The organism is Pontibacter sp. 13R65, assembly GCF_047525655.1.
Lineage (GTDB): Bacteria > Bacteroidota > Bacteroidia > Cytophagales > Hymenobacteraceae > Pontibacter.
In genome coordinates, this window is record NZ_JBLIQL010000001.1 from 172,600 (window position 1) to 196,867 (window position 24,268).

The 24,268-nt window shown below is 45.9% G+C and carries 20 protein-coding genes and 2 tRNA genes; 14 read left to right on the forward strand and 8 right to left on the reverse strand.

Features of this window, described 5'->3' with window-relative positions:
* Window position 1 precedes the first annotated feature (1 nt).
* Entirely contained in the window at window positions 2-784 is a 783-nt protein-coding gene (locus ACMA1I_RS00740) for an SDR family oxidoreductase (RefSeq protein ID WP_337066315.1), read from the forward strand.
* A 559-nt stretch (window positions 785-1,343) separates the two neighbouring features.
* Here the strand turns inward: ACMA1I_RS00740 and ACMA1I_RS00745 are convergent.
* The gene (locus ACMA1I_RS00745) at window positions 1,344-1,889 is read right to left on the reverse strand and encodes a lipocalin family protein (protein WP_337066316.1); all 546 of its coding nucleotides are present in this window, start codon (window positions 1,887-1,889) and stop codon (window positions 1,344-1,346) included.
* 69 nt (window positions 1,890-1,958) lie between these two features.
* The gene (locus ACMA1I_RS00750) at window positions 1,959-2,390 is read right to left on the reverse strand and encodes a GNAT family N-acetyltransferase (RefSeq protein WP_337066317.1); all 432 of its coding nucleotides are present in this window, start codon (window positions 2,388-2,390) and stop codon (window positions 1,959-1,961) included.
* A 108-nt stretch (window positions 2,391-2,498) separates the two neighbouring features.
* Between ACMA1I_RS00750 and ACMA1I_RS00755 the strand changes: the two genes are divergently transcribed.
* From ACMA1I_RS00755 to ACMA1I_RS00770, 4 genes are all read left to right on the forward strand, one after another.
* The gene (locus ACMA1I_RS00755; protein WP_337066318.1) at window positions 2,499-2,996 is read left to right on the forward strand and encodes a YajQ family cyclic di-GMP-binding protein; all 498 of its coding nucleotides are present in this window, start codon (window positions 2,499-2,501) and stop codon (window positions 2,994-2,996) included.
* Window positions 2,997-3,132: 136 nt separating this feature from the next.
* Window positions 3,133-3,918 (forward strand): TerC family protein, encoded by a 786-nt coding sequence (locus ACMA1I_RS00760; protein WP_337066319.1) that lies wholly within the window; start codon window positions 3,133-3,135, stop codon window positions 3,916-3,918.
* A gap of 240 nt (window positions 3,919-4,158) precedes the next feature.
* Complete coding sequence (locus ACMA1I_RS00765; protein WP_337066320.1) at window positions 4,159-6,477, forward strand: M20/M25/M40 family metallo-hydrolase; 2,319 nt, start codon at window positions 4,159-4,161, stop codon at window positions 6,475-6,477.
* A 304-nt stretch (window positions 6,478-6,781) separates the two neighbouring features.
* On the forward strand, window positions 6,782-8,335 hold the full coding sequence (locus ACMA1I_RS00770) for a DUF6056 family protein (RefSeq protein ID WP_337066321.1): 1,554 nt from the start codon (window positions 6,782-6,784) through the stop codon (window positions 8,333-8,335).
* Between the two features lie 25 nt (window positions 8,336-8,360).
* On the opposite strand, the gene ACMA1I_RS00775 is transcribed toward ACMA1I_RS00770, so the two are convergent.
* The 4 genes from ACMA1I_RS00775 to ACMA1I_RS00790 all read right to left on the reverse strand — a co-directional run bounded on the left by ACMA1I_RS00775 (window position 8,361) and on the right by ACMA1I_RS00790 (window position 13,074).
* Window positions 8,361-9,044, reverse strand: a complete 684-nt coding sequence (locus tag ACMA1I_RS00775; protein WP_337066322.1) for a hypothetical protein — start codon at window positions 9,042-9,044, stop codon at window positions 8,361-8,363.
* Between the two features lie 107 nt (window positions 9,045-9,151).
* Window positions 9,152-9,337: a hypothetical protein gene (locus ACMA1I_RS00780; protein WP_337066323.1), complete on the reverse strand. Its 186-nt coding sequence runs from the start codon at window positions 9,335-9,337 to the stop codon at window positions 9,152-9,154.
* Window positions 9,338-9,690: 353 nt separating this feature from the next.
* Window positions 9,691-12,132: a TonB-dependent receptor domain-containing protein gene (locus ACMA1I_RS00785; RefSeq protein WP_337066324.1), complete on the reverse strand. Its 2,442-nt coding sequence runs from the start codon at window positions 12,130-12,132 to the stop codon at window positions 9,691-9,693.
* 411 nt (window positions 12,133-12,543) lie between these two features.
* Window positions 12,544-13,074: an RNA methyltransferase gene (locus ACMA1I_RS00790; protein ID WP_337066325.1), complete on the reverse strand. Its 531-nt coding sequence runs from the start codon at window positions 13,072-13,074 to the stop codon at window positions 12,544-12,546.
* 326 nt (window positions 13,075-13,400) lie between these two features.
* Between ACMA1I_RS00790 and mutS the strand changes: the two genes are divergently transcribed.
* The 9 genes from mutS to ACMA1I_RS00835 all read left to right on the forward strand — a co-directional run bounded on the left by mutS (window position 13,401) and on the right by ACMA1I_RS00835 (window position 21,614).
* Window positions 13,401-16,034 (forward strand): DNA mismatch repair protein MutS, encoded by a 2,634-nt coding sequence (mutS, locus tag ACMA1I_RS00795; RefSeq protein WP_337066326.1) that lies wholly within the window; start codon window positions 13,401-13,403, stop codon window positions 16,032-16,034.
* A 236-nt stretch (window positions 16,035-16,270) separates the two neighbouring features.
* A tRNA-Gly gene (locus tag ACMA1I_RS00800) sits at window positions 16,271-16,343 on the forward strand.
* An 85-nt stretch (window positions 16,344-16,428) separates the two neighbouring features.
* Window positions 16,429-16,512: transfer RNA gene (locus ACMA1I_RS00805), tRNA-Leu, on the forward strand.
* Between the two features lie 212 nt (window positions 16,513-16,724).
* Window positions 16,725-17,786 carry a site-specific integrase gene (locus ACMA1I_RS00810; RefSeq protein WP_337066327.1) on the forward strand — a complete coding sequence of 354 codons (1,062 nt, stop codon included), beginning with the start codon at window positions 16,725-16,727 and terminating at the stop codon, window positions 17,784-17,786.
* A 28-nt stretch (window positions 17,787-17,814) separates the two neighbouring features.
* Window positions 17,815-18,810: a hypothetical protein gene (locus ACMA1I_RS00815; RefSeq protein ID WP_337066328.1), complete on the forward strand. Its 996-nt coding sequence runs from the start codon at window positions 17,815-17,817 to the stop codon at window positions 18,808-18,810.
* 106 nt (window positions 18,811-18,916) lie between these two features.
* Window positions 18,917-19,219, forward strand: coding sequence for a helix-turn-helix domain-containing protein (locus ACMA1I_RS00820; protein ID WP_337066329.1), 303 nt, complete (start codon window positions 18,917-18,919; stop codon window positions 19,217-19,219).
* Between the two features lie 116 nt (window positions 19,220-19,335).
* The gene (locus ACMA1I_RS00825; protein WP_337066330.1) at window positions 19,336-19,749 is read left to right on the forward strand and encodes a hypothetical protein; all 414 of its coding nucleotides are present in this window, start codon (window positions 19,336-19,338) and stop codon (window positions 19,747-19,749) included.
* Window positions 19,750-19,784: 35 nt separating this feature from the next.
* Window positions 19,785-20,714, forward strand: coding sequence for a phage/plasmid replication domain-containing protein (locus ACMA1I_RS00830; protein WP_337066331.1), 930 nt, complete (start codon window positions 19,785-19,787; stop codon window positions 20,712-20,714).
* A gap of 312 nt (window positions 20,715-21,026) precedes the next feature.
* On the forward strand, window positions 21,027-21,614 hold the full coding sequence (locus ACMA1I_RS00835; RefSeq protein ID WP_337066332.1) for a hypothetical protein: 588 nt from the start codon (window positions 21,027-21,029) through the stop codon (window positions 21,612-21,614).
* Window positions 21,615-21,743: 129 nt separating this feature from the next.
* Here ACMA1I_RS00835 and ACMA1I_RS00840 read toward each other — a convergent pair whose 3' ends face one another.
* Both ACMA1I_RS00840 and ACMA1I_RS00845 read right to left on the reverse strand, forming a co-directional pair.
* Complete coding sequence (locus tag ACMA1I_RS00840; protein ID WP_337066333.1) at window positions 21,744-22,715, reverse strand: hypothetical protein; 972 nt, start codon at window positions 22,713-22,715, stop codon at window positions 21,744-21,746.
* A complete protein-coding gene (locus ACMA1I_RS00845) occupies window positions 22,690-24,159 on the reverse strand; it encodes an MBOAT family O-acyltransferase (protein WP_337066334.1) in 1,470 nt (489 codons plus the stop codon). The genes ACMA1I_RS00840 and ACMA1I_RS00845 overlap by 26 nt, the downstream gene beginning before the upstream one ends.
* Between the last annotated feature and the right edge of the window lie 109 nt (window positions 24,160-24,268).

Sequence of the window (24,268 nt, forward strand, 5' to 3'; positions counted from 1 at the left end):
CATGAAAAACACAGCTCTGATAACAGGCGCTTCGGGTGGTATTGGCTACGAACTGGCAGAACTTTTTGCGAAGGATGGGTACAACCTGGTGTTGGTGGCACGCTCCGAAGATAAGCTGCATCAGATTGCTCTGCAGTTTGCCATAAAATACAAAGTGCATGCAAAGGTGGTGGTACAGGATCTGGCCATACCGGAAGCACCGCAGCTGATTTTCGACGAGCTGAAAAAAGACGGGGTGCAGGTAGATGTGCTGGTAAACAATGCCGGCTTTGCTAACTATGGCTACTTTCGCGAAACAGACCTGCAGAAAGAGCTGGATATGATGCAGGTTAACATACTCGCCCTGACCCACCTTTCCAAGCTTTTCCTGGGCCAGATCCGCACCGACAAGCCAGCGCGTATTCTAAATATTGCTTCTACGGCTGCTTTTCCGCCGGGTCCGCTCATGGCAGTTTACTATGCCTCCAAAGCCTATGTGCTTTCATTTTCGGAGGCCCTGGCGGCAGAGCAGAAGGGTACTAATGTGAGTGTAACGGTGCTATGCCCGGGAGCCACTGCCACAGACTTTAAAGAACGGGCTAACCTATCTGGTTCCGGTATTTTCAGCGAGGCCCTGCTCGACGATGCAAAAAGTGTAGCCAAGGCAGGTTACGATGGCTTAATGGCTGGAGAAGTGATCATGTTTCCTGGTTTTAAAGACAAGCTAACGGCTTTTTCTGTGAGGGTGTTTCCGCGCAGCCTGATGCGGAACCTTGTAAAGAAAGTGCAGGAGAAAAGGCAGTAAGGAAGCTGCTTTCTCCCGGGTAATCTAAAGACGCTTTAACTAAACCCTATAAACTAGATCTTTGGCTCAGCCCTTTCCTTTTTGTCATCCTGGAAGGATCTAGTGGGCGAGAGGCAGAAGCAACGGCTACTGGTATTGCAGTTGTAGTTTAAGTTTGCATAGTAGCTTTTATCGCTGTGACAGCGGAGTGGAGTTATTTCATTGCCTAAGTCTTTGTTCTTTTTGTCTTGATACAAAAAGAACCAAAAAAATCAAGACGATTTTGAACTCGCTGAACGCTCAAACAAAAAATCGTCAATAGGTGCACCTGGCATTTGTGCTCTATTCGTTGCCTACTGCCGCAAAACCTTGCCTTTAGTTAGTTTTAACTGAAATTATTCTAATGAGAATCCCCTTCCATAGGCTTTCTCAGGATCAGGAGGTTCGGGGTTCTCCTAGGTTACAGCAAGACAACCATAATTTTTAATTTCTAATTTTGAATTTGGCGCAGCCTGCAATTCTTCGAATGAAAACGGCCTTCCGGAGCCGTTTTAGGGATTTAAGCCTTTGGGAGTAGAGTTTATTGTTGGCAGCTTTGATCCATGAGTTGCAGTTCCTCCACCGGGAAGCCTTTGCTGCTTGCCAGCTGTACCAGACGCTCATATTCAGATGGTGGCAATTGGGATTCGCGAGCCAGAATCCAGAGGCTCTCGCGGTCTGGGGAACCTACCAGGGCATAGCTATAGTCGTCGGCGAGGTCCAGAATCCAGTAATCGCCTTTAAAGGGCCAGAAAAACTGCACTTTTAACTTGCTGTTGCTGCTGCCTTCTACCGGAAAAGCTTTGCCTTGTACATCTTTAGTATCGCCGGTGGGAGCATCTTCGCGGCAGGAGTTATATACCTCTACATAACCATCGGGGTGAGGCTTGTATTGAGCGGTGGTGCAATGGCAGCCTTTGGTAAAACGCTGGGGCAGCGAGGCTATTTCATACCAGGTGCCGGCGTACCTGTTCAGGTCTACAGAAGCTACTGTTTGTAAAACAGGGTACTGCTTGCTGCAGGCGCTAAACAAACTGGCTCCTAACAATAGGAGACCAGTCTGGAGCGTACGAATAGTTTGTGTCATAACTTGTAGGGCACCTTAATGCCAGACTTGTTCTGAGGAGCAGTGCCGCACAAAACTGCAGTCTGACAATTACAACTGCTTGGCCATTTTGTAATGTTGAATGGTGCCGAACAGCAAATAGGTTTTTTCTATCACCTCATACTTGTTTCGGCGATAAAAGTTTACTGCGTAATCGCGGGCCTGCAGGGTCATGGTAGTGGCTCCTAGACTTCTGGCCTTATCTTCCAGGTAGTTAATAAGCAAATTTCCTAGCGCCTTTCCTTGCATATCTTCCCGTATGCCCATAAACCGGAGCTGTCCTTCCTGCGGCGTGTTCAGGTGTAGGCGGCAAACACCGGCTGGGTTTCCTTCGTCGTCGAGCAGCAGGGCGTGCAGGGCAGTGTCGTCATCGTCGGCACGTTCGCTGCCGGCGGGCTGGTTCCAGGGGCGGCGCAGGGTGTCGTAGCGGAGCTGGTAATATTGTGCCAGTTCTTCCGGGGTTTGGGGTTCTATAATGGTCATGTGGCAAGTAACCGATTTGGAATTTACCAGTCAATAAATTTTAAATTAGAATAACTTTGCACGTATAAATTGTGTAACTCTAATCTTTAAACAAGAATAATAAAGACTATGGCCTCTTTCGATATTGTAAGCAAAGTTGATCCGCAAACCATGGACAATGCTGTAAATACAGCCCGAAAAGAAATCCTGAACCGCTACGACTTCCGCGATACCAAAGGAACGCTGGAGTACGACAAAAAATCGAGCGAAGTGCACATCTCTATGGAGAACGAGATGCGCCTGCAGCACACAGAAGATGTGCTGATCGGAAAAATGGTGAAGCAGGGGCTCGATGCCACCGCCCTCGACTTCTCAAAAGAGCATTACCAGTCAGGTGCTATGGTCAAGAAAGACATTAAAGTAAAGGCCGGCATCGACAAGGAGACATCCAAAAAAATAATGAAGCTTATTAAAGACAGCAAGGCAAAAGTGTCGGCTGCTATCATGGATGAACAGATTCGTGTTACAGGCAAAAAAATAGACGATTTGCAGGAGGTAATCGCCATTATGAGAAGCAAAAGCGAAGAGATTGGCATGCCCTTGCAGTTCGTGAACATGAAGTCTTAGCTTCTGCAAAATCCTAATTAAAGTTGTTGCGTATTGGGGTTAGCAAATTATGTGTGTAGTTCCTGGAAATCACCTGGTTGTTCTGCGCTAAATCAATACATTTGCCTCTTACTATTAACTCTAATACAGACAAACTATGGAAATATTTGCAAATCCGGATACCTGGGTAAGTTTGCTCACACTAACCTTTATGGAGGTGGTGCTTGGCATAGATAACATTGTGTTTATTTCGATAATAGTAGGGCGCTTACCGGCTTCGGAGCAAGGCAAAGGGCGTACCATTGGCCTTTCGCTGGCGCTTATTTTCCGCGTAATACTGCTGTTGGGTATTTCCTGGATTGTGAGTGCCAACACACCACTGTTTACGATAAACCTGCCTTTTACCGAAAATGATTTCCCGGTTTCGTGGCGCGACATCATTCTCTTTGCCGGTGGCCTGTTTCTGTTGGCTAAAAGTACCACCGAAATACACAACAAGCTCGAAGGGGAGGAAGAAGGGCATGGTGGCACTGTCAAAACCGTCACACTCTCTAAAGTGCTCGTTCAGATCGTGCTGATCGATATTGTGTTCTCGTTCGACTCCATTCTGACTGCGGTTGGGCTGGCGCAGCACGTAGAGGTAATGATTGTAGCCGTTATTCTGGCCATGGGCATTATGCTGATATTCGCTAAAATGGTAAGCGACTTTGTAAACAAGCACCCTACGGTAAAAATGCTGGCTCTGTCGTTCCTGATCCTGATAGGGTTTATGCTGGTTATTGAAGCCTTGCACATGCACATTCCGAAAGGCTACATTTACTTTGCTATGTTCTTCTCGCTGTTGGTAGAGTTCCTGAACATGAAGCTCCGCAAAAAATCGGAGCCGGTGCAGTTGCGGCAGAGCGAGGTAAGAGAACCTGGTGTAACAAGTGTAGAAAAATAAAGCCTGCGCCTTTTTTAAAACCAGAACGGCTCCACTCTTAAAGGTGGAGCCGTTCTGGTTTATAGCGATTGCGGATGGTGGTGTTTTGTTCGTGCAGGAAGTAAAATCTTCTAATCATAATGCCCTTCCGGAGCATTTTTATGTGCCAGAGGCCTTAGGCTTGCATATAAACTACAGCCGCAGATTCTTTTATATAGAACCTATATTGTGTAATATTAGTCAATTTATAAGCTATACGGCATGTCTTACCGAAACACTTCTCTTGCTGTTTTCCTGTTGCTGGCCATCACAATTCTATGCTGGTTTAGTATTTACCTGGCTCAGCCCCCAGAAGCACTGCCAGCCACTGCTCCTGCTCATGAGTTTTCGGCGGAAAGAGCTATGCGGCATGTGCAACAGATAGCGCGTGAGCCTCACGCTATGGGTACTCCCGCACACGCTGAGGTACGTGCCTACCTTGTAAGGCAGCTGGAGCTGCTTGGGTTAGAGCCGCAGGTGCAGGAGGCAACCGTAAGCAGTACAGGGGGTGGTGCGGCAAATGTAGGTTATGTCTATAATGTTTTGGGTCGCCTGCGCGCAAGAGGTAGCGGTGGCAAAGCGGTACTGCTGGTGGCGCACTACGACTCCCAGCCAAATACGCTCGGAGCCGCCGACAATGCAGGTGGTGTATCGACACTTTTAGAAACTGCCCGTGCACTGCAGCAGGAGGAAACACTGCAAAATGACCTTATCTTTTTATTTACCGATGGGGAAGAGTATGGCTTGTACGGAGCTTACGCTTTTTTGGAGCACCCCTGGGCCAAAGAGGTGGGCGTTGTGCTTAACCTTGATGCGCGGGGTAATGCAGGCCCTAGCATGACATTTGAGTTCAACAAAGGAAACCGGTGGGTAGTAGAACAGTTTGCCGAAGCTGCGCCTTATCCTTTTGCCAGTTCGCTTATGTACGAAGTGTATCGCCTGATGCCTAACAACACTGATTTTACTCCGTTCCGCGAGGCTGGCTATATCGGTATGAACTCGGCAGCTGTAGATGGCTTTGTGCATTACCACAAAATGACAGACTCGCCAGCAAATCTCGACCGGCGCACCTTGCAACACCATGGCAGCAACCTGCTGACTGTGGCGCGGCATTTAGCAACTACCTCGCTTGCTGCTGCCTCTGCTACCTCCGACAAAGTGTTTTTTAACCCTGCCGGAAGCTGGCTGATACAATACCCCATTTGGTTAAGCTATGGCTTGCTGGCGTTATTAACTGTTTTATTTATAGCTACCTGGCTTATAGGGGCCAGGCGGCAGGTGCTGAGTGGGCGGCAGGTTGTAGCCAGTTTTTTTATGTACCTGCTCCTGCTGGGAATCACCACTGGGCTTGTTTTCCTGCTGAATAATTTGGTCAATAACCTGCTGCCTTACTCGCACGAGATGAACGGGGTATATAGCGCAGACCTGTTTTTTATCTCCTACCTGTTGCTTACACTGGGCTTGTTTCTGTTGCTAAGCTGGCTGGCGCTGCGCTGGATAAAACTGTTCTCTTTGCTGATGGGAATTTACCTGCTGTTTTATGTGCTGGTGCTGGTGTTGTGCGTGTATTTGGTGTCGGCCTCTTACCTGTTACTCTTCCCGCTGCTGTTCTGCCTGGCAGGTACTTTGTTCATTTTCCTCTTCAGGCTGTACCAGTCGCCCACACAGTGGCGTACGATCCTGCTTTTGCTGCTAGGGGTGGTTCCTGCTATTTTTATGCTGATGCCGATTGTGCGGTTTCTGTCTGTGGTTTTTGCGCTGCAGTTTCCGGTGCCGATGGTGGTGTTGCTCTTGCTGCTGGCTGGCTTGTTGCTGCCTTTGCTGCATGTATTGGAGCGTAGTTATAGCTTGAGCCAGTGGCCATTGCTGCCGCTAGTTGTATTGGTGGCTGGAGGCATACAATTAGCAATCGCTATTAGCAGTGAGGCGCCTTCGCCTGAACAGCCGCTGCATAGTTCGGTTTCTTACTACCTCAATGCTGACCTTGGCGAAGCATATTGGGTATCTCCGTTTCAGAAAACAGACGATTGGAACCAGCAGTTTTTTCCTTCGCCCACCACTGGAGCTTTAACGGCGCTTTATCCTTTCGCCACCCGCACCTACCTGCTAAATGCTGCTAAACCGGTAGCGGTGCCAGTGCCTGTAGCCGGAGTGCTTGGCGATTCTGTAGCCGGAGGCAAGCGGTTTCTGCGCCTGAAACTGGCTTCGCCGCGTGGTGCGGCACACCTGGAGGTTGTGTTGCAACCGCAACAAGATAGCCTTTACAGTGCTGCCTTAAATGAACAGGTGCTTGCGCTCAAGCCAATAAATGTAGAAGAGGAGCCGCCTTACTATTTAGCCAGACTGCATGGCTTGCCTGTTTCGAAAGAAGTAACGCTAGAGGTGCAACTAAACCAAAGTGCTAAACTGCGCCTGCTCCTCTACGATCAGCATATTGGCTTGCCACAGCAACTTATTAAAACACCCATGCCTGCCCATGTCATACCCGAGCAGGGCCGCGACAGTAACCTAATGGTTGTAAGGAAAGAGTACTTGTTTTGAGGTATATTACGCCTGCTGCAGTTAAACTAAGTTATGGCGGATCAACGTATGGCTAATTGTGCCTATTTGGTCTTTAGAAGGCTTTTTTTATTAGAATGATTTGAGCCGGGCAGTAATAAATGGTGCCAAATTTATCAGACTCTGTTAATCTATAATGCAAATCGTTGATAATAGACCTTATTTTCATTTTTAATATTTTAAATTGCCGATAATTATATTCTGGCGCTTGGAGGCTAAGGTAACTGTTGCGAAAAGTGGGGTTAGGAAAAGTTAAATGGCTGTGCCGCATTTTAAAAGGATAAGGATGTTTAAGTTATTAAAAGGACGTTATAAGCGGAAGGTCACTTGTCGTGCGTCCTTTGTCTCCGGGCACTGTATTTCTTCAGAAGACCTACATGCGTCATCAAAGCCAGTACAGGATACGCAGACGTTTTTTCTGCTGCTATTGCTGCTGGGACTTCTTACGCTTCTACCACTTTTACTTTTAACCGCATATAATTACCCTGGAGCAGACGATTTCGGCTTTGCGGTTAGAGATCGTACCATGGGATTTTGGGAATCACAGGAGTATTTCTATAGAGAGTGGTCGGGCCGTTATTTTGCAACAGGCATTATGCGTATAAGTCCACTTGTTTGGGGCTCCATTGCCGGGTATAAATGGTTATCGGCGCTGTTACTGCTAGCATTTGGAGGAGCATTAGGTTGGTTGGCGCATGTTTTATTTTCTGGGAAGCTTCCCTGGCTTCAGAGTTCGGCGCTGGCAGCTTTCATTTTTTGTTTATATGTAAGGCAAGTGCCTGATATTACACAAAGCTTGTTTTGGCTATGTGGAAGTTTAACTTATCAGCTGCCCTCTATTATGTTCCTGATACTCCTGGCCTATATCGCCAGGCTGATCAAAAGCAGTAATACTGGAAAAAATAATTGGCGAGTATTGGTATCGGCCGTTCTTTGTGTCATGATAGTAGGTAGCAACGAAATGGCGCTCCTCATGACATTATCTGTTCTTTTTCTGTTGGTAGTTGCCTGCTGGCAGTATCGGGAAGAACACGCTACTCACATGGCTATTCTATTTGGAGTTGCCTTTATCGCGGCACTGGTTGCTGTGTTGGCTCCCGGAAATTATGTCCGTATGAGTACACATCCGAGATATGCGGAATTCAGATGGAGCATCATTTATACTTCCTACCTCAGCCTTATGTTCTTTATGCAATGGGGCGGGTTATTACTGATTGCGTCGGTTCTTTATGTACCACTTTGGGGGTATAAACTGGCTATTACAGGGCGAAGTGACTTACTAAAACAGGTAGATGCCCGGTGGAGTGTACTTTTGTACCTGGCTACCATATTTGTGATGCAGTTTCTGTTTACCTGGTCTACTAGCGACAAAGCAACACCACGTGTCGAAAATGTAATTTATTTTTACTTTGTACTTGGCTGGTTCTTTAATTTGCAATTAATCCTTGTGCAATATCCTGGCCTTTTCAAAATAAGATTTTTCCCCTCGTTCAAAGTGGCGGCATTTGTGCTGTTGGTAGTTTTTCATTTCAGCTTAAACGAGCAAGTGGCAACGGCTTACTTAGATCTTGTTTCTGGTAAAGCATCTGACTACAAAAATGAAATGGAATCCCGTTTTCACTACCTGGCTACTTCCGATTGTGAGGTATGTAAGGTGCCGCCTTTGTCAGCCATACCTGCTACCATCGTCTTTAAAGACCTTGCCTGGCATAAAGCTAACCAGGATTACTGGGTAAATAAAGGTTACGCAGCGTACTGGGGAAAAAAGGAAGTGCTCTTGACGAAGCCAAACAATAAGGCAGAGGCAAATACTGTAACACTCAGGGAGCTGCTACAGTAATTTCATTGGCTTTATAGTCATTCAATCAATTTTCCTTCCAGAGCTCCGTCGCCTTTTTTGCCATCCGGAAGAAAACGTCTCGCTCGAGGCCTGCTACTTGTTTGGCTTCTTCTTCTGAGTAACCATTTTCGATGGCGTTTAGGTAGTCGTAGTAAAGTTGAGCCAGTTCCAGGGAATCGTCTTCAAAGGATTCCACAAACTTTTCGTGGACCATTTTTTCCGGCTCAAATACCTTGGAAGGGTAAAGCTTGTCGAGTTGGTAGATCAGGTGTTTGCGGGATGTGTTGTCGGGCTGGCTTCCGAAAATCTGCTCTATCGGGAGCTCGTCTTCGTCTTTCATGTCTTCGTCTATGTCGTCTTCTACGGCCATAGGTTCATACATAATAATGTCGAAACCAAGCAGTTCGAGGTATTCCTCAAATTGCTCTTTTATCGGGATCAGGGTAGGGGTTTCGTAAGGGTTGTTAAGCACTTCTGCCAGGTGCAGGGCTATTTCCTTTCCTTTTTCACCAGCTCCGATTAAAATCTGGTTAAACTGGGTAAAATCGCAACCCAAGTAAATGAATTTATATTCATCATCTAGTAGCGTAAAGCACCATAAGGTGAGGAACTCCGTATCGTCGATCACGACTGTATCGATATAGAGTTCGTTTATTTGTACAAAGCGCGGTGTGTATTCCGGAGCATCCATGGCTATTCGGTCTTTCAATTGTAATGAAGCAACCTGACGGTCCGGGAACAGGATGCTGAAGATTGTTAAACTTAGTATACGACAGGGGCTATATGGCAGTTCCCGGTCCACAAAAGGTGCGGTGGCTAATCGTCGTTACGATAAACCAGGTATAAAATGGCCCCAAGCAGGATTACGCTAATGCGAATGCCCCAACTGGTAGTATATCCCCATTGGTTCAGCCAGTTGAGAATTAGCAGGTTAGCGCCAATTAGCTCTAGCAAAAGCGACAGAAGCCCAGCCATAAAAAGTAGAATTCCGAGGAATTTCATGTTGTAGCAGGTTAAAAATTGGTGAAGTACCCTAAAAAACTAACGAGTCCTGTCGCGCAATATAAGCAGAGAGTTCTTTAAATATATAAAATTTTATTCGAAAATAACAATAAAATTTAGTTGGCATTGATGATTTGGAAAAAACAGCTGCTGCTGCTGTTCCGAATAAAAAAGATGTTGCAACGCAGGATTTGATTGCAAAAATTGTGGGCGCCGAAGCGTAGCTTCTACCCTAGGGAGAAACGTGCTGTGAGCTAATGAGTTACCACATGAGAGGTGGTGCCTGCCTGGTTAAGTGCCTGACTAGTTGAAGACATTAGTACTTGTTTGAACAGCTGATTTGCCTTACTGCTTTAAAATCCCTCTTCCATTTCGCCGGATTCTTCTCTTTCTTCCTTGTTGTCGCGGTTGCGTTGGTTGCCTTCGCGGTTTATACGGTATGTAAAGCCCACATACACCATCTGCGTCTGGCGCTTATTGCGGTTTATCATTTCAAAATCGGGACCATAGCTTAGGAAGTTAAACTCGCGGGTATCGAAAATATCGGTTACACGCAACGAAACGGTTCCCTGCTTCTTAAGCACATCTTTTTTTATGCCTAAGTCTACGCCATACATCTGCTCCATGCGCCCTTGTATGGTCACCATAGGAGCACGGTACTGACCTGACACCTGAATGGCCATGTCTTTCCAAACCGTCATGGTAGAGTTAAGCTTGGTGTTCCAGCTAAACTGGTTGTTGCTCAGTTCGGTATCGCCACGGCTATCGTTAAGCTCAGTACGGAAACCGGAAACACTGCCGTTTAAACGCCACCAATTCGTGAAAGAGTGTGTAGCCACCACTTCTGCACCATAGTTAGAGCCGGTGTTGAGGTTGATAAAGGAAGTAGTAGTAACGCCGGTTTCAGGGTTGAACTCCCGGAAACGCTGTACCTGGTTAGAGGTACGCCGGTAAAAAAGAGAGGTGTTAAGCGAGGAGTTCTCCCAATAGCGAAGATGCCCCAGCTCCAGCGAATTAATAAACTCCGGGTTGAGCCTTGGGTTCCCGAAGCGGATGTTGAGGGGGTCAGTATAATCGATAAAGGGGTTCAGGCTTCGGCTACGGGGCCTGTTAATGCGACGGCTGTAGCTAAACTGCACTTTGTTATCCTGGTTAATGTCGTGCGTTACAAAAACACTCGGGAACAAGCTGAAGTAGTTGTTGCGGTACACCTCCTGCTGCGTGCGCTGATCGGAGGTAGTAAGAGTTTGCTCGGCGCGCAGCCCCACCTGGTAACTTAAGCTGTTCCATTTGCTGCTGAAATTGCTGTACAAGGCATGCACCTGCTCGTCGAACACAAAGTGGTTGCTGCGCAGTTCATCATTTGCCCATTGCCCAAAAGTGTTGTCGAAGTTGAAGAAGGTATTGTCGGTGTCCATGCGCTGAATAGAGGTGCGGTAGCCGGCCTCCAGCTTCGTTTCTTCCGAAATAGGGTGCACGTAGTCTGACTGCAGCACAATGCGCCGAAACATATTGTCGGCTGCGGTACGCTGGAGCAGCGGAAGCCGGTCTGCCACCTCATACTGCTCTTCAAAATTGCTGAACTCATCCTCCAGGTGGTTGGTATAAATAAAATCGGCTGTCAGCTCCTGCCCTTTACGCTCAAACGTCTGGCGGTAGCCCAGCACGTAATCCATCGAAAAGTCTTCTTCGCGGTCGGCGGTGGTGCGGGTCTGGGCTGAATCTAAGGCCAGACTTTGGCCCAGGAAGCGATACAGAATTCGGTTAGTGCCCCGTTCCTTGCTGGTGCGGAGCAGGGTGGAGGCAGAGAGGGTGTGCTTCGGCGTCAGGTAGTAATCTGCTCCGAAGCGGATGTTGTGCGACACGTCGAGGTTGGTTCTCGTCTGGTCCTGATCCAGAAAGCTGAGCCTGTCGGGTGTGGTGCTGTTGGGGAAGTAGGTGGTACGGAAACTGGAGCTATTGCCTGGTCGGTTCTGTTGCCTGAAATCGTAGCCCCCGTTTAGCGATAGCTTGTTGTGGCGGTAGTTCAGGTTAAGGGAGGTGTTGTAGTTGTCGTAGGTGCCGGCGTTCAGCGAGACTACTCCGTTCATGCCGGAGGTTTTGTCTTTTTTCAGAATCAGGTTAATAATGCCCCCTGTGCCTTCCGGATCGTATTTAGACGATGGGTTGGTAATGATCTCGACACGGTCTATCATGTTGGCAGGTATCTGATCAAGGCTAAGGTTGGCAAGGGCGGTGCGCTTACCGTCTACCAACACGGTTACATTGCTGCTGCCACGCATGCTCACGTTACCGTCTATGTCTACCTCTACAGAAGGAGCGTTTTGCAAAGCTTCTGCCACAGAACCGTTTTCGGCGGCAATATCCTGGCTGATATTCACTACCTTTTTATCCAGCTCAAACTGCACGAGCTCCCGCTGCGACACTACCTCCACGGCTTTCAGGGTGGTGGCTCTGGGGTTCATGCTAATGGCGCCCATTGTTGCCTCTGGCGCCTCCTGCGATACGGAAACGCTCGAGAACCGGGTGGGGTAGCCCACAACTGTGATGCGCATAAGGTAGCGCCCAAAAGGCACACGCTCTATTCTGAAGAGACCGTCGAAGTCGGTGTTGGCACCTGTTACAAGGCTGGAGTCTGCAGGCGTTAATAAGACCACGCTAGCCATGCCCACAGGTTCTTTGGTGCTGCTGTTTATGACTGTGCCTGACACACTGCCTGTTTGCTGCTGTGCAGATAAGAGATGCGGAGTGCTGGCAAGAAGGCAGAAGGTAATAAAAGTATAAATCAGTTTCATAGGAATGTATGCTGGTAAGCTCAATGGGAGAGCTATGGGTTTAACACGTACTGCAGGGCGAAGTAGGAGCAAAGGCGCAAATTCAGCCGGAAATCAACCTGAACAAAAAAGGAGATTGTATTCTTGCTGTCGAACTTATGTAAGTAAGACAGGAATACCATCCATAAGTTTAACGGGAGTACCTCTATTTTGTGATATTTATTGGTAGCCGCCGTGTTTGTTCCCGTGAAGCAGGGAAAGAGCTTAGTGGCAGGAGCAGAAAAGCAGCAGAAGCTCTTTTAGAAGATAGCGAAATAGAAGAAAGCTTAGCTATAGTCTACCTGCTCTGGCTGCTACTCTTAGCATGTGGAAGGCAGGAGTAACAGCCAGAGCAGGTAGACATAATAAGATTGTATGTATTGGAAGAGGTATTTAACGAATAGATTTGCTCAGGAAGTCCCACACGACCACACCAGTGGCTACTGAAATGTTGAGCGAGTGCTTGGTGCCAAATTGCGGGATTTCCAGCACCGTATGCGAGAAGCTTACCACTTCCTGCTGCACCCCAAACACCTCGTTGCCCAGCACAAATGCATAATGCTGCTCCGGCTCCGGCACGAACTTATGCAGCATGATGCTGTTTTCGGCCTGCTCCACCGACACGATTTTATAGTCCTGGGCCTGCAGTTGCTTTACCAGTTCCAGCGTACAAGGCACATGCTCCCATACCACCGACTCCGTGGCGCCCAATGCGGTTTTTTCTATATCGCGGTGGGGTGGGGTGCCGGTAATGCCACAGAGGTAAATCTTCTCCACCATAAAGGCATCAGCCGTTCTGAAAACTGATCCTACGTTGTTCAGGCTCCGCACATTGTCCAGGATCAGCGTGAGCGGCAGTTTTTTCTTATTCTTAAAGTCCTCCACCGAGTCGCGGTTGAGTTCATCCATTGAGAGTTTTCGCATCTTAAAACACAGGCTTCTGAAGACAGTGGTGTCAATATCTAAAACACATGCCTTCTCTTCTTTAAAATCAAGAAGCTGCCACAGTAAACAGCCTTCTGTGCAAAAGTCCGAGGAACAGCTGAGAATTCATAATCTTGTTTTTGAGACACTGGGTGGTGCGGAGCTTCCGGGGAGCAAAATTGCCTCCGGAAGGCCATTTCCATTCGAATAATTTCCCATAAAATCCCCGGTTTTCATTCCGATGCTCTTGCGAGCCTGTTATCTTTGTAAACCAGGCTGTGCAAGAGCAGCCAACAATCAATAGAAAACAACCAACAACTAGTAGCATGAAAGGTGGAGAAAACAGTACCGTTACCCCGTTGATGAAGCAGTACAACGCTATTAAGGCGAAACATCCGGGGGCGATGCTGCTTTTCAGGGTGGGCGATTTTTACGAAACCTTTGGCGAAGACGCCATCAAGGCCAGCAAGATTCTCGACATTGTGCTGACCAAGCGAGGCAACGGCTCTGCCTCCGAAACGGCTCTGGCCGGTTTCCCGCACCACTCTCTCGATACGTACCTGCCCAAGCTGGTGCGAGCAGGGGAGCGGGTAGCCATCTGCGACCAGCTCGAAGATCCGAAGTCGGTGAAGGGCATTGTGAAGCGGGGTGTGACGGAGCTGGTCACGCCCGGCGTGTCGTTTAACGACCAGGTGCTGGAGCGACGCAGTAACAACTACCTGGCGGCCATTCATTTCGGCAAAAAAGAAACTGGCATTTCCTTCCTCGATATTTCTACGGGTGAGTATATGACCGCCCAAGGCGACAAAAGCTATATTGGGAAGCTGCTGCAGAGCTTTTCGCCGGCCGAAGTGCTGTTCTGCAAGCGCGAGAAAGAAACCTTTTTTGAAAACTACGGCCCTGACTTCCGCTACTATGCGCTGGAGGAGTGGGTATTTGCCCACGACTTTGCCTACGAGTCGCTTACCCGTCACTTTGGCACCACCTCGCTTAAAGGCTTTGGTGTGGAAGGCATGTCGGCAGCTATTATATCAGCAGGTGCTATTCTGCATTATCTTTCCGAAACGCATCACAAGGAAGTCAGCCATATTGCCACGCTTTCACGGCTCGAAGAAGACAAATACGTGTGGCTGGATCGGTTTACGGTGCGCAACCTGGAGCTGGTGTACCCGCAGCACCAGGAGGGGGTGCCGCTGATACACGTGCTCGACCAGACGGTAACGCCGATGGGGGCAAGGCTGATGAAGAAGTGGGTGGTACTGCCACTGAAGGATGTGGCACAGATAAGACGACGCTTGAACACCGTGGAGGCGCTGACGCAGCACAGCGAACTGCTAGGCGAGCTGACGCACCACCTGAAACAGATAAACGACCTGGAGCGCCTGATCTCGAAAGTGGCCGTGCGCCGCGTAAACCCCCGGGAGCTGATGCAGCTGGTAAAAGCCCTCGATGCCATTGAGCCGATACAGCAAAGCCTGGCGATGAGCGATATACCGGCCCTGCAGAAGCTGGCGGCACAGCTGGCCCCCTGCGATGGGCTGCGGCAGGAGATCAAGAAGATTCTGCGCCCTGACGCGCCGATGCTCACCAACCAGGGCAACATGATAAACGAGGGGGTGCACGAGGAGTTGGATGAGCTGCGAGCCATTGCTTTCTCAGGCAAAGATTACCTGGCACAGCTGCAGCAACGCGAAATGAAGAACACTGGTATCAGCTCGCTTAAAATTGCCTATAATAAAGTGTTTGGTTACTACCTGGAGGTAACGCACGCGCACAAAGACAAAGTGCCTGCCTCCTGGATACGGAAGCAGACGCTGGTGAATGCGGAGCGCTACATTACCGAGGAGCTGAAGACCTATGAGGAGAAGATTTTGAATGCCGAAGAGCGCATCTACACCATCGAGTTCAGCCTTTTTAACGAGTTGGTGCTCTACGCTGTGGATTTTGTGGCGCAGGTACAGCAGAATGCCCGCGTGGTTGGTATTATCGATTGCCTCAGCTCTTTCGCCAGCATTGCTTTAACAAACAATTATGTGAAGCCGGAGGTGAGCGATGCACACGTGCTCGACATCAAAAAAGGTCGTCACCCGGTGATAGAGAAGCAGCTGCCACTGGGCGAGAGCTACGTGCCCAACGATATCTACCTCGACAACGAAGAGCAGCAGATCATCATTATTACGGGGCCTAACATGGCGGGTAAAAGCGCCCTGCTGCGCCAGACGGCCCTGATTGTGCTGATGGCCCAGATCGGTTCTTTTGTGCCCGCAGAGGCTGCCTCCTTAGGTATTATCGACAAGATCTTTACACGGGTGGGCGCCTCGGATAACCTCTCCAAAGGAGAATCGACGTTTATGGTGGAGATGACGGAGACGGCCAGCATCCTGAATAACCTCTCGGACCGCAGCCTGGTGCTGATGGACGAAATCGGTCGCGGCACCAGCACCTACGACGGTATTTCCATTGCCTGGGCCATTGTGGAGCACCTGCACAACCATCCCAAATGCAAAGGCAAGACTTTGTTCGCTACCCACTACCACGAGCTCAACCAGCTGGCCGAAGACCTACCACGCGTGAAGAACTACAATGTGTCGGTGAAGGAGGCTAATGGCAAGATCCTGTTTATGCGCAAGCTTGTGGAAGGCGGCAGCGAGCACAGTTTTGGTATACATGTGGCGCAGATGGCCGGTATGCCGAACAGTGTGGTGCTGCGGGCCAATGAAATTATGCACCACCTGGAGCAGGATAAAATTTCTCACCCGGAGCAGCAACCCGACATGCAGGCGGTGCCGAAGAGCAGCTACCAGCTCAGCATGTTCGAAGCTCAGGACCCGCAACTGCAGCGCCTGAAGGAAACGGTAGAGCAGCTCGACATCAACACCATTACCCCGGTAGAGGCGCTCCTGAAGCTAAACGAGCTGAAATTATTGCTCGAAAAGAAAAAAAGAGACAGAGTTCGGTAAGGAAGGCAGAGGGTTGTAAAGCTCTTTCTGCCTCCGGAAGCCTATTTTGATTAGAATAATTTGGCCAAGACCAGGCCAGGTTAACCAAATGTTTCCGGGGTGTGAAATTTTTCTGCCTGAAAATCAATGAGAAATGAAAAAGTAAAAGTTTTTTTTGCGCAGGTCCTTGACAAGTGAGATTTTGTCTATATCTTTGCATCACTAAATCACTACAACGGTTTAGGGAATGACTAAAAGCGGGAGTAGCTCAGTTGGTAGAGCGCGACCTTGCCAAGGTCGAGGTCGCGAGTTCGAACCTCGTCTCCCGCTCAAATAAATGCTAAGATAAAGACGTTGTGCTGAACAACGTCTTTATTTTTTGAAGAAACCACTTCGGACGTTGCTCCGAATGGCTGCCGGGATGGTGGAACTGGTAGACACGCAAGACTTAAAATCTTGTGAGCGCAAGCTCGTGCGGGTTCGATTCCCGCTCCTGGTACAGAACCCCTCAAAAAGGGAAAACAAAACAAAAGAAAAGAAAAACCCGCTTTAAACACTGTTTAGGTGGGTTTTTTCATTTTCAGCCCTTTCTTACTTTCCTTTGTTTAGCTCATGTTTTGTTACTTTTTGTTACTCGTTTGTTACTCGGGCAACATAGCCTATCAACTATTTTATTATATTTGATAATAAGAGAATACAAAAGCATAGCAAGTGAAAAAGAAAGCCACCAAAGAACCTGTAAGGCTAAGAGAGAAAAAGCTGAACAATGGCAACCTGAGCCTGTACCTGGATTACTACAATGCAGGAGAAAGGCAGTATGAGTTTTTAAAGCTCTATCTGATGGATAAGCCAAAAACAGCCTTAGACAAACAGTCTAATCAGGCCACTTTAGAACTTGCACAAAGAATAAAGGCCAAAAGAACAGAGGAGGTGCTGCTGGGAAACTTTGACCTGCAATCAAAGAGCCTGAGCGCAACCGATTTTATAAAGTTTTATCAGGCCTACATCACGACTTATACCAAAGCCGATAACAGGGTACTATCTGCCAGCTTAAACAAATTTAAAACCTACCTGAAGGAGGCACACGGCAAAGAAAAGCTATCCTGTAAAGACCTTACCCAAAACCTGGTATTAGGCTACAAAGATTATTTAGAAACTAAGCTGACAGGTGAAAGCCCACAGACTTACTATAACCGCTTCAAGAAAGTGGTAAAGCATGCCATTAGGGAAAATCTGTTTTCTAAAAGTCCACTGCCTGAAAATATAAAGTTCAAAGGCGGGGGCATGAATAAAGGGGTGCTGAGCCTGGAGGAGGTAAGCCTGCTATCTAAAACAGCATGTGGCAGCGAGGTAATAAAACGGGCCTTTCTGTTTTCCTGCAACACAGGTTTAAGGTTTGGAGATATTAAAGCCCTGCAATGGCAGGATATAAGCGGTACTGAGCTAGCCATTAAACAGAATAAGACACAGGAGGTAAACCGGCTTAGCCTTAATCAGAATGCTTTAAAACTGGTAGGGGAGAGAGGCAACGGCAAAGACCTGGTATTTCCTTTGCCCTCTTTTGAAGGCTCAGCCAAAACTATAAAGAATTGGGTAAAGCGGGCGGGCATAGATAAGCGGATTACATGGCACAGTGCCCGCCATTCCTTTGCTACCAATATCCTGCTCTTAGGCTATGACATTAAAACCCTTTCCAAGCTCTTAGGGCACACTTCTATACAGCACACTCAAAGTACCTCAGCATTGCAGATGAGAGAAAGACACAGGCTGTAAACGCTTTACCGGACTTGAATTTTTAGATATGCCTAATAGAAATTATACTTATCAGGATTGGGTTGAGGGGAAAATACAATACCATAACTTTACAGTTTTCACAATTATTGAAGGGTTTGCTGAGGAGGATCTACACAAGATTTTAACAGAACAAACAATAGCCTATCTAAAAGGTTTGTCTAATGCATTTGAAACAATAAAAACAAATTTCAAAGGTCATTATGAAGAATCACTTTTAAAAGAAAATTATCTCAATGAATATATTCAAAATTTAGAAAGGATATTAGAGTTAATAAAAGTCAACCATGACATTATCATAACTCAAGCTTTAAATACTATGCAGGATGGAAGGTTTGGTTTAACTAAGGCTGAAGTCGATAAATTTAACTCTTCTGAAGTATTTGATAAACAGATGCAAATTTTGTTAGTCAATTTTGAACATGTATTTGATGAAGAGGAACCCGAGCTAGAGGAGGAAGATAAAGCGCCATTTATGTATATACTCAGGGCAAATTTTTACAAATGGTTACTTTGGTTTAGAGAGCAAGAATCATTAGTTAAATATGAGCCTGGAGTAAATCTACAATCTGGTGGTGACGTTTTAAACTATACAGTTAAAAAGTTATTAGGAGATAAGAAAACCTATGAATGGCAGGGTAAGCCAGAAGAACCTATAACACTTTATAGCTTACTAATAAAGGATGGGTATTTACCTGCTGAAACAGATTTAAAAAATTTCAAGGCCTTATTTTCAGGTAAGAATATAAACAGCATTGAACCTTTACAATGGCTTAAAAATAAAAATCTTTTAGCCTACCTAATAGATCAGCTATATGATATGGGTAAACTGCCTGATGATACAAATTACTGGAGCATTGCAGAGGCCTGCTTTATTCACACTAAAAACTTAAAGCAACAGAGGATAAACTACCAGAATAACAAACAAGGTAAACCAAAAGGCTACAGTAAAATAGATGCTTTGCTTAAACAGTTTACTAGCACTTTACCAGTAAACCCTCAGTAAACACCGGTCTATTCTTTTACTTTCCCGCTTTGCCTTTCTTTACATTATCAATTGATATTTAAAGGAAAGGCCTTTCCATTTCACAAATTCTTTAACATAAGAAGAAATGGAATTACAACATTTAGAGGAAAGACTAAGGAACATAGAAACATTGCTCCTTAGCCAGAAGATTGTATTGAATTTTGATGAGGCGGCAAGCTATACCGGCTTATCTAAAAGCTACCTGTATAAGCTAACATCTACAGCGGGTATACCTCATTTTAAGCCACAGGGTAAGCACATCTACTTTAATAAGGCTGAGGTAGATCAATGGCTGCAAAGGAACCCTACAAAGCCCTTAGATCAGGCTGATATAGAGGAGCAGGCACAGACTTACATCACGCTCAAAAAGATGGGAGGTGTAAGATGATAGCAGCCTATTATAAGTTTGAATGCCTATCAGATAGGCTTAAGCTCCTTAACAAGATCAGAAGCAAAGCCAGATTAGACTGTACTGCCTGCACCAACCCTACAGGTTATGCAGGATTGAAAGACTTTGTTAATCACAAAGGGCAAAAGTACCTATTTAAAATACCTGCCAGAGAGTTTGTAAAAGCCAATAGCAAACGGTTAGCTGAATGGGCCTTAACCAATGGTAAGTACAACTTATCTAGTATCTACTTTGAGGATACAGATTTTCCAGAGTATGGGTATGGCTATCCTAATGCTAACAGGCTACTAAGTAACAAAGAGCCTAACCCGCTGTTCCCTTACAGGAACGATTGCTATCTGTTTATAACCAATGCAGACCTAACCCAGATAGAGGTACTTGTTTTTCTGAATGGCAGGAATCATGTATCAGGGTATTACCAACGGCTGATAGATGGTGATTTAGATAAGGAGCTGCAAAGCCTCAGAGCACAGGCTAAGCTGTTCTATAATTATGAAAGTGCTTTATAGTAAGTGGTACACATTGATAGATTTTATCAAAAGCAATGTATGATACTACTAAGCTATTCATAAGCCAGGAGCAGGCAGGCAGTAATTTAGTAGACTGCCTGCCCTACCTTACCAACCTATCAGAAACCTATAAGCAGCAAAGCGGGCAAACCTATGTTACAGGCAACGCAGGAAATTTAAGAGTATGTGTATCAGGGTATGGTATAAGCATAGCAGGCAGTTTACCCAAATTCTATGCTGGTACTAACCTGCACACCCTGAACAGAGGAGATTGTAAGCGGGCATTTGAAATGATGGCCGATACATTGCACCTGCCTGTACAGAAAGCCAATGTATCAAGGTTAGATTTTGGACTGAACCTGATAACCCAATACAAGCCTGAGCTATACTATCCTTATTTAGGTCAAAGCAGCTATTATAACCGCCTTACACAGCCAAAGAGTATAAGCTATCAGAATAAACTTAGGAGTAAGAAGTTTTACAATAAAGTTGCAGAATGTAAAAGTACTGGTGTGGCTATACCAGAAGTTTATCAGGATAAGCACCTGCTAAGGTATGAGGTGTGCTATATGCAACGCCTGCCAAAGCAGTTTAACCAGGCAATCATAACACCGAACACCCTGACAGATGAAAGCTTTTATATGGGTATGTATGATCGTTGGTATAAAGAGTATAGTGTAATAGAAAAGAAAGGGTTATTAAATATGGATACCAGAAAGATAAACACCCCTGATGATTACTTAAAGCAGCTATTAGGTTTAGCAATACAGGAAAAAGGCTTAGAGGCAATCCTACATCATGTGGAGGTACTAAGAGAGCAAAACACCTTTAAACATGCTGCCTACTATTCAAACCTTAAAAAGGCGCTCAAGCAGCTATCTAATAGCAGCACCTATTCAGAAACGCCTGAGCTGCTACAGGAGCTAAATAAGAAAGTAGCCAGAGCAAAGCAAAGTTATAGGTAGGGCAAAAGCAGCTAATAACTTAGCAAAACTTAACATTTGCTCATGTGTAGGGGGGAGGTTAGTTACTTTTCCTGCTCCTAAAGCTATACCGCATGGTAAGCCCTTGTGTGTGCGTGCAATGGTGAAAGTTTTTTTATGGCAGGGGGACATCTGCTTAAGTCCTAGCCTGTAAAATCTTATACCGCATAATAAGGGTTTTTACCTGTAGCCAACAAAAAAGTAAAGGGGGTACAATAACAGTGAAAAAACAGTGAAAAGCAGTCAAAGTTCCCTAAGGATTTAGGTTTTAATTTTCAGCAAAACACCTGCAAAATGGCAAAATTTCCAACATTCCCGACCTTGTATGATAATGTAATAGCCGTTTCTATAATGAAGCTCAGAGAGTGGGGCTATCTAAAGCCAGATCAGTATAAAGCAGGTACTTTAAGCTGGAGCACCAACGGCAGAGAAACAGGCAGTATAAGTATTAAGGTAAACACCTGCACCGATGGCCCTTACCTGGAACTGAACTACAAGCACAGAGATAAGCCGATAAACTATACAGTAGATTTGGTTTCTGTGCCCTCTAACATAGGTAAGGGGGTGGTGTGGTATTTCCTTTGCCCTCATACCGGCAAGCGGTGCAGAAAGCTTTATTCTGTAGGTGAACGGTTCCTGCACCGTGAAGCCTTTAGGGGCTGCATGTATGAAACCCAAACCTACAGCCACAAAGCCAGAACCCTAAACAACCTGTTTGATAAACTTTATGGAGTAGACAAACTCTATATGCAGCTAAGGCAAAAGCATTTTAAAAGCCACTATGCAGGCAGGCCGACAAAGAAGTATTTGAAACTCATGCAGAAGATAAGGGAAAGCGAGCGGTTTACTTATAGGGAGAAGGAGCTACTGTTGATGGCATAAATCTCCTGTAAGAAAGTGATCATCACAATTTACTATAGCTTAGTTGCTTCAATATTGTTAGTATGCTAATAGAATTGTCTTTATATATTGACAATCTAATGCTAGAGTTTCCTCGTTTTTAATACTGATTTACAATTTTAGCCGCTTTTCTAGCTCCTTTGCAAAGTGTGCTGAAAAAGTATTTGCACCACGTGTATTTAGATGGTTTTGATTATAGAAATATTCTGTGCTTTCACAAATACTTGAGTCTGTATAATCAAAGAATAATCCCGGATCTGCAAGAGTACTTATTTGCTGTACAACCTCTTTTAGGTTAGAAAAGTGTCTTTGTCCAGAGACATGCATTGGCATAAATACAACAATGACTTTTCTTTCCCTACTGTTCAATTGTTCTTTTAGTATTTTGAAGTCATTTAAAAGCTCAGGAGAGAGTTTGATCTTTTGAACGTGTGCAGGCTTGGCTGTATCTGCGTTCCATGCTGCTTTATGAGGAACAAAACCAAATAATGAATCTACAGGAGTTCTCGAAGTTAAGTGACTTCTTAAGCCAAGTAGTGCGTTCTTATAGTATGTATGTGTATATTGGGTGAAAGCATAAAAAGGTATAGATTTTACCTTATGCACATTTTCATTATCAATCTCATAAAGAGATTGATAAATATTGTCATTATTGATAAAAGCATAAAATCTGCTTGGCTCTGTAAGTTGATTAGTCTTGATGAAGTCAAAATATGTTATGCCAAAGACAATATACTTAGCATTTTCTGAAAAAGCATTTACTTCCTTTACTAAGCCCTTGTACTGTTGAAATCTAGTTCCATCAACAGCGCCATTGAAAGAATAAAGCCCTAGTTCTTGACTTAATAATGGAGAATTAAAACCTACCTCAGCCACTGATGATCCAAAGACCATAAGGTCTGGATCTACTTTGTGTAACATAATTTGATTTATTTTCCCTGTTTGGGCATCAGTTGAATGCTTAACTCCCCACTTCAAGGTGTAGTCAATTGTGGTTAATAATATAGCAAAAATGCCTAAAAATAGGAGAGGCTGTACAAATGGAAGATATTTCATATTAAAATTGGAAATAGATGAACTCATTTGTCTCGAAATAGCCAAAGATTAGAATTGAGAGTAAGAGTATATAAAAGCTTGTCCAGCGGATGACAAGAGGAAAACGATTAAAAAATATGGCCGGTGAATGCTTACTTCTTGTTAAAAATTCTAAACTAATGAAGAAAAAAACGCCGCTGCACACCATTAGAAACTTCCACTGTGGTAATCCAAGATAGAGAGATTGCCCTCTTATTAATTTGTAAACTTGAGGGTTTTCAAGATTTAGATGCTTTATAATATACAAAGCATCGCTGATGTTGTTGGCCCTGAAGAACACCCACGCTAAGCACACCAAGGAGAAAGTAGTGGCCACTTGAATGATCCTGTAAAGGCCTTGGTACTTGTCAAGTCTTAAAATTTGCACCAGCAAATCTCTCTTCTTTGCCGTCATAAGCCCAAAGACCTGGTAGAAGCCATGCAGGGCACCCCACACGATGAAGGTCCAGTTGGCCCCGTGCCATATGCCACTAACCAAGAACACTATAAAAATATTATAGTACCAGCGCCACTTCAGTACCCTGTTACCACCAAGAGGAATATAAAGGTAGTCGCGGAACCAAGTGGAGAGGGAGATGTGCCAGCGGCTCCAGAACTCCCTGATGGACTTGGAGAAATAAGGTCTCCTGAAGTTTTCCATCAGCCTAAAGCCCATCACCTGCGCCGCGCCAATGGCAATATCAGAGTAGCCCGAGAAGTCGCAGTAGATCTGGAAAGCAAAGAACACGGTGGCGATGATAAGAGGGACACCCTCATAGTCTGTCGGGTTGTTGTACACCTGGTTCACCATCACGGCCAGGCGGTCTGCGATCACTACTTTTTTGAACAATCCCCAGGCCATCAGCTTCAGGCCATCTGTAACGCGCTGATAGTTGAACTCGTGCTTTTCCCTAAGCTGACTTAGCAGGTTCCCCGCCCTCTCAATCGGCCCCGCCACGAGCTGAGGGAAAAAGGTGACAAAGAGGGCAAAGATGCCAAAGTGTTTCTCAGCCTTGATCCTGCCATAGTACACATCTATCGAGTAGCTCATAGTCTGAAAGGTGTAGAAGGAGATGCCCATCGGCAGGAGCAGCTCAAAGGCAGGCGCGGCATAGGCTACATCCAATACCTCAGCCAAGTCCTTGGCGGCGGCGTTGAAGAAGTTGTAGTACTTGAAGGTGAACAGGATGCCCAAGTTAGACAGGAGGCTGAGCCACAGCCACGGTTTCCTTTTTGCCCTGTTCTCCTCACTGTGCCTGTCCATCATGTTGCTGCACAGGTAATCGATGAGCGTGGAGATGACAAGGATAATGGCATAATCCGCGCGCCAGAACATGTAGAAGGTGTAGCTGGCAATGAGCAGAACTAACCACCTGAAACGATGTGGGAACAGGAAGTATAGGAGAACTACTGTCGGGAAAAAGACAAGGAACTCGAATGAGTTGAAGAGCATAGGAAAATACAATAAAACAACTGCAAAATTGAGGTAATAATATTTTAAATCAAAACACCTTAATCTAAAGAGGAAAAAATTTATCTCACATCGAGTTATCTACCCAAAA

Excerpts from the sequence above, each read along its gene's own strand:
- mutS (WP_337066326.1), top strand. The coding sequence starts at position 13,401 with ATGAAAGGTGGAGAAAACAGTACCGTTACCCCGTTGATGAAGCAGTAC.
- ACMA1I_RS00745 (WP_337066316.1), bottom strand. The coding sequence starts at position 1,889 with ATGACACAAACTATTCGTACGCTCCAGACTGGTCTCCTATTGTTAGGA.
- ACMA1I_RS00835 (WP_337066332.1), top strand. The coding sequence starts at position 21,027 with ATGGCAAAATTTCCAACATTCCCGACCTTGTATGATAATGTAATAGCC.
- ACMA1I_RS00785 (WP_337066324.1), bottom strand. The coding sequence starts at position 12,132 with ATGAAACTGATTTATACTTTTATTACCTTCTGCCTTCTTGCCAGCACT.
- ACMA1I_RS00765 (WP_337066320.1), top strand. The coding sequence starts at position 4,159 with ATGTCTTACCGAAACACTTCTCTTGCTGTTTTCCTGTTGCTGGCCATC.
- ACMA1I_RS00845 (WP_337066334.1), bottom strand. The coding sequence starts at position 24,159 with ATGCTCTTCAACTCATTCGAGTTCCTTGTCTTTTTCCCGACAGTAGTT.
- ACMA1I_RS00820 (WP_337066329.1), top strand. The coding sequence starts at position 18,917 with ATGGAATTACAACATTTAGAGGAAAGACTAAGGAACATAGAAACATTG.
- ACMA1I_RS00830 (WP_337066331.1), top strand. The coding sequence starts at position 19,785 with ATGTATGATACTACTAAGCTATTCATAAGCCAGGAGCAGGCAGGCAGT.
- ACMA1I_RS00780 (WP_337066323.1), bottom strand. The coding sequence starts at position 9,337 with ATGAAATTCCTCGGAATTCTACTTTTTATGGCTGGGCTTCTGTCGCTT.
- ACMA1I_RS00815 (WP_337066328.1), top strand. The coding sequence starts at position 17,815 with ATGCCTAATAGAAATTATACTTATCAGGATTGGGTTGAGGGGAAAATA.
- ACMA1I_RS00770 (WP_337066321.1), top strand. The coding sequence starts at position 6,782 with ATGTTTAAGTTATTAAAAGGACGTTATAAGCGGAAGGTCACTTGTCGT.
- ACMA1I_RS00840 (WP_337066333.1), bottom strand. The coding sequence starts at position 22,715 with ATGAGTTCATCTATTTCCAATTTTAATATGAAATATCTTCCATTTGTA.
- ACMA1I_RS00740 (WP_337066315.1), top strand. The coding sequence starts at position 2 with ATGAAAAACACAGCTCTGATAACAGGCGCTTCGGGTGGTATTGGCTAC.
- ACMA1I_RS00750 (WP_337066317.1), bottom strand. The coding sequence starts at position 2,390 with ATGACCATTATAGAACCCCAAACCCCGGAAGAACTGGCACAATATTAC.
- ACMA1I_RS00790 (WP_337066325.1), bottom strand. The coding sequence starts at position 13,074 with ATGCGAAAACTCTCAATGGATGAACTCAACCGCGACTCGGTGGAGGAC.
- ACMA1I_RS00755 (WP_337066318.1), top strand. The coding sequence starts at position 2,499 with ATGGCCTCTTTCGATATTGTAAGCAAAGTTGATCCGCAAACCATGGAC.
- ACMA1I_RS00760 (WP_337066319.1), top strand. The coding sequence starts at position 3,133 with ATGGAAATATTTGCAAATCCGGATACCTGGGTAAGTTTGCTCACACTA.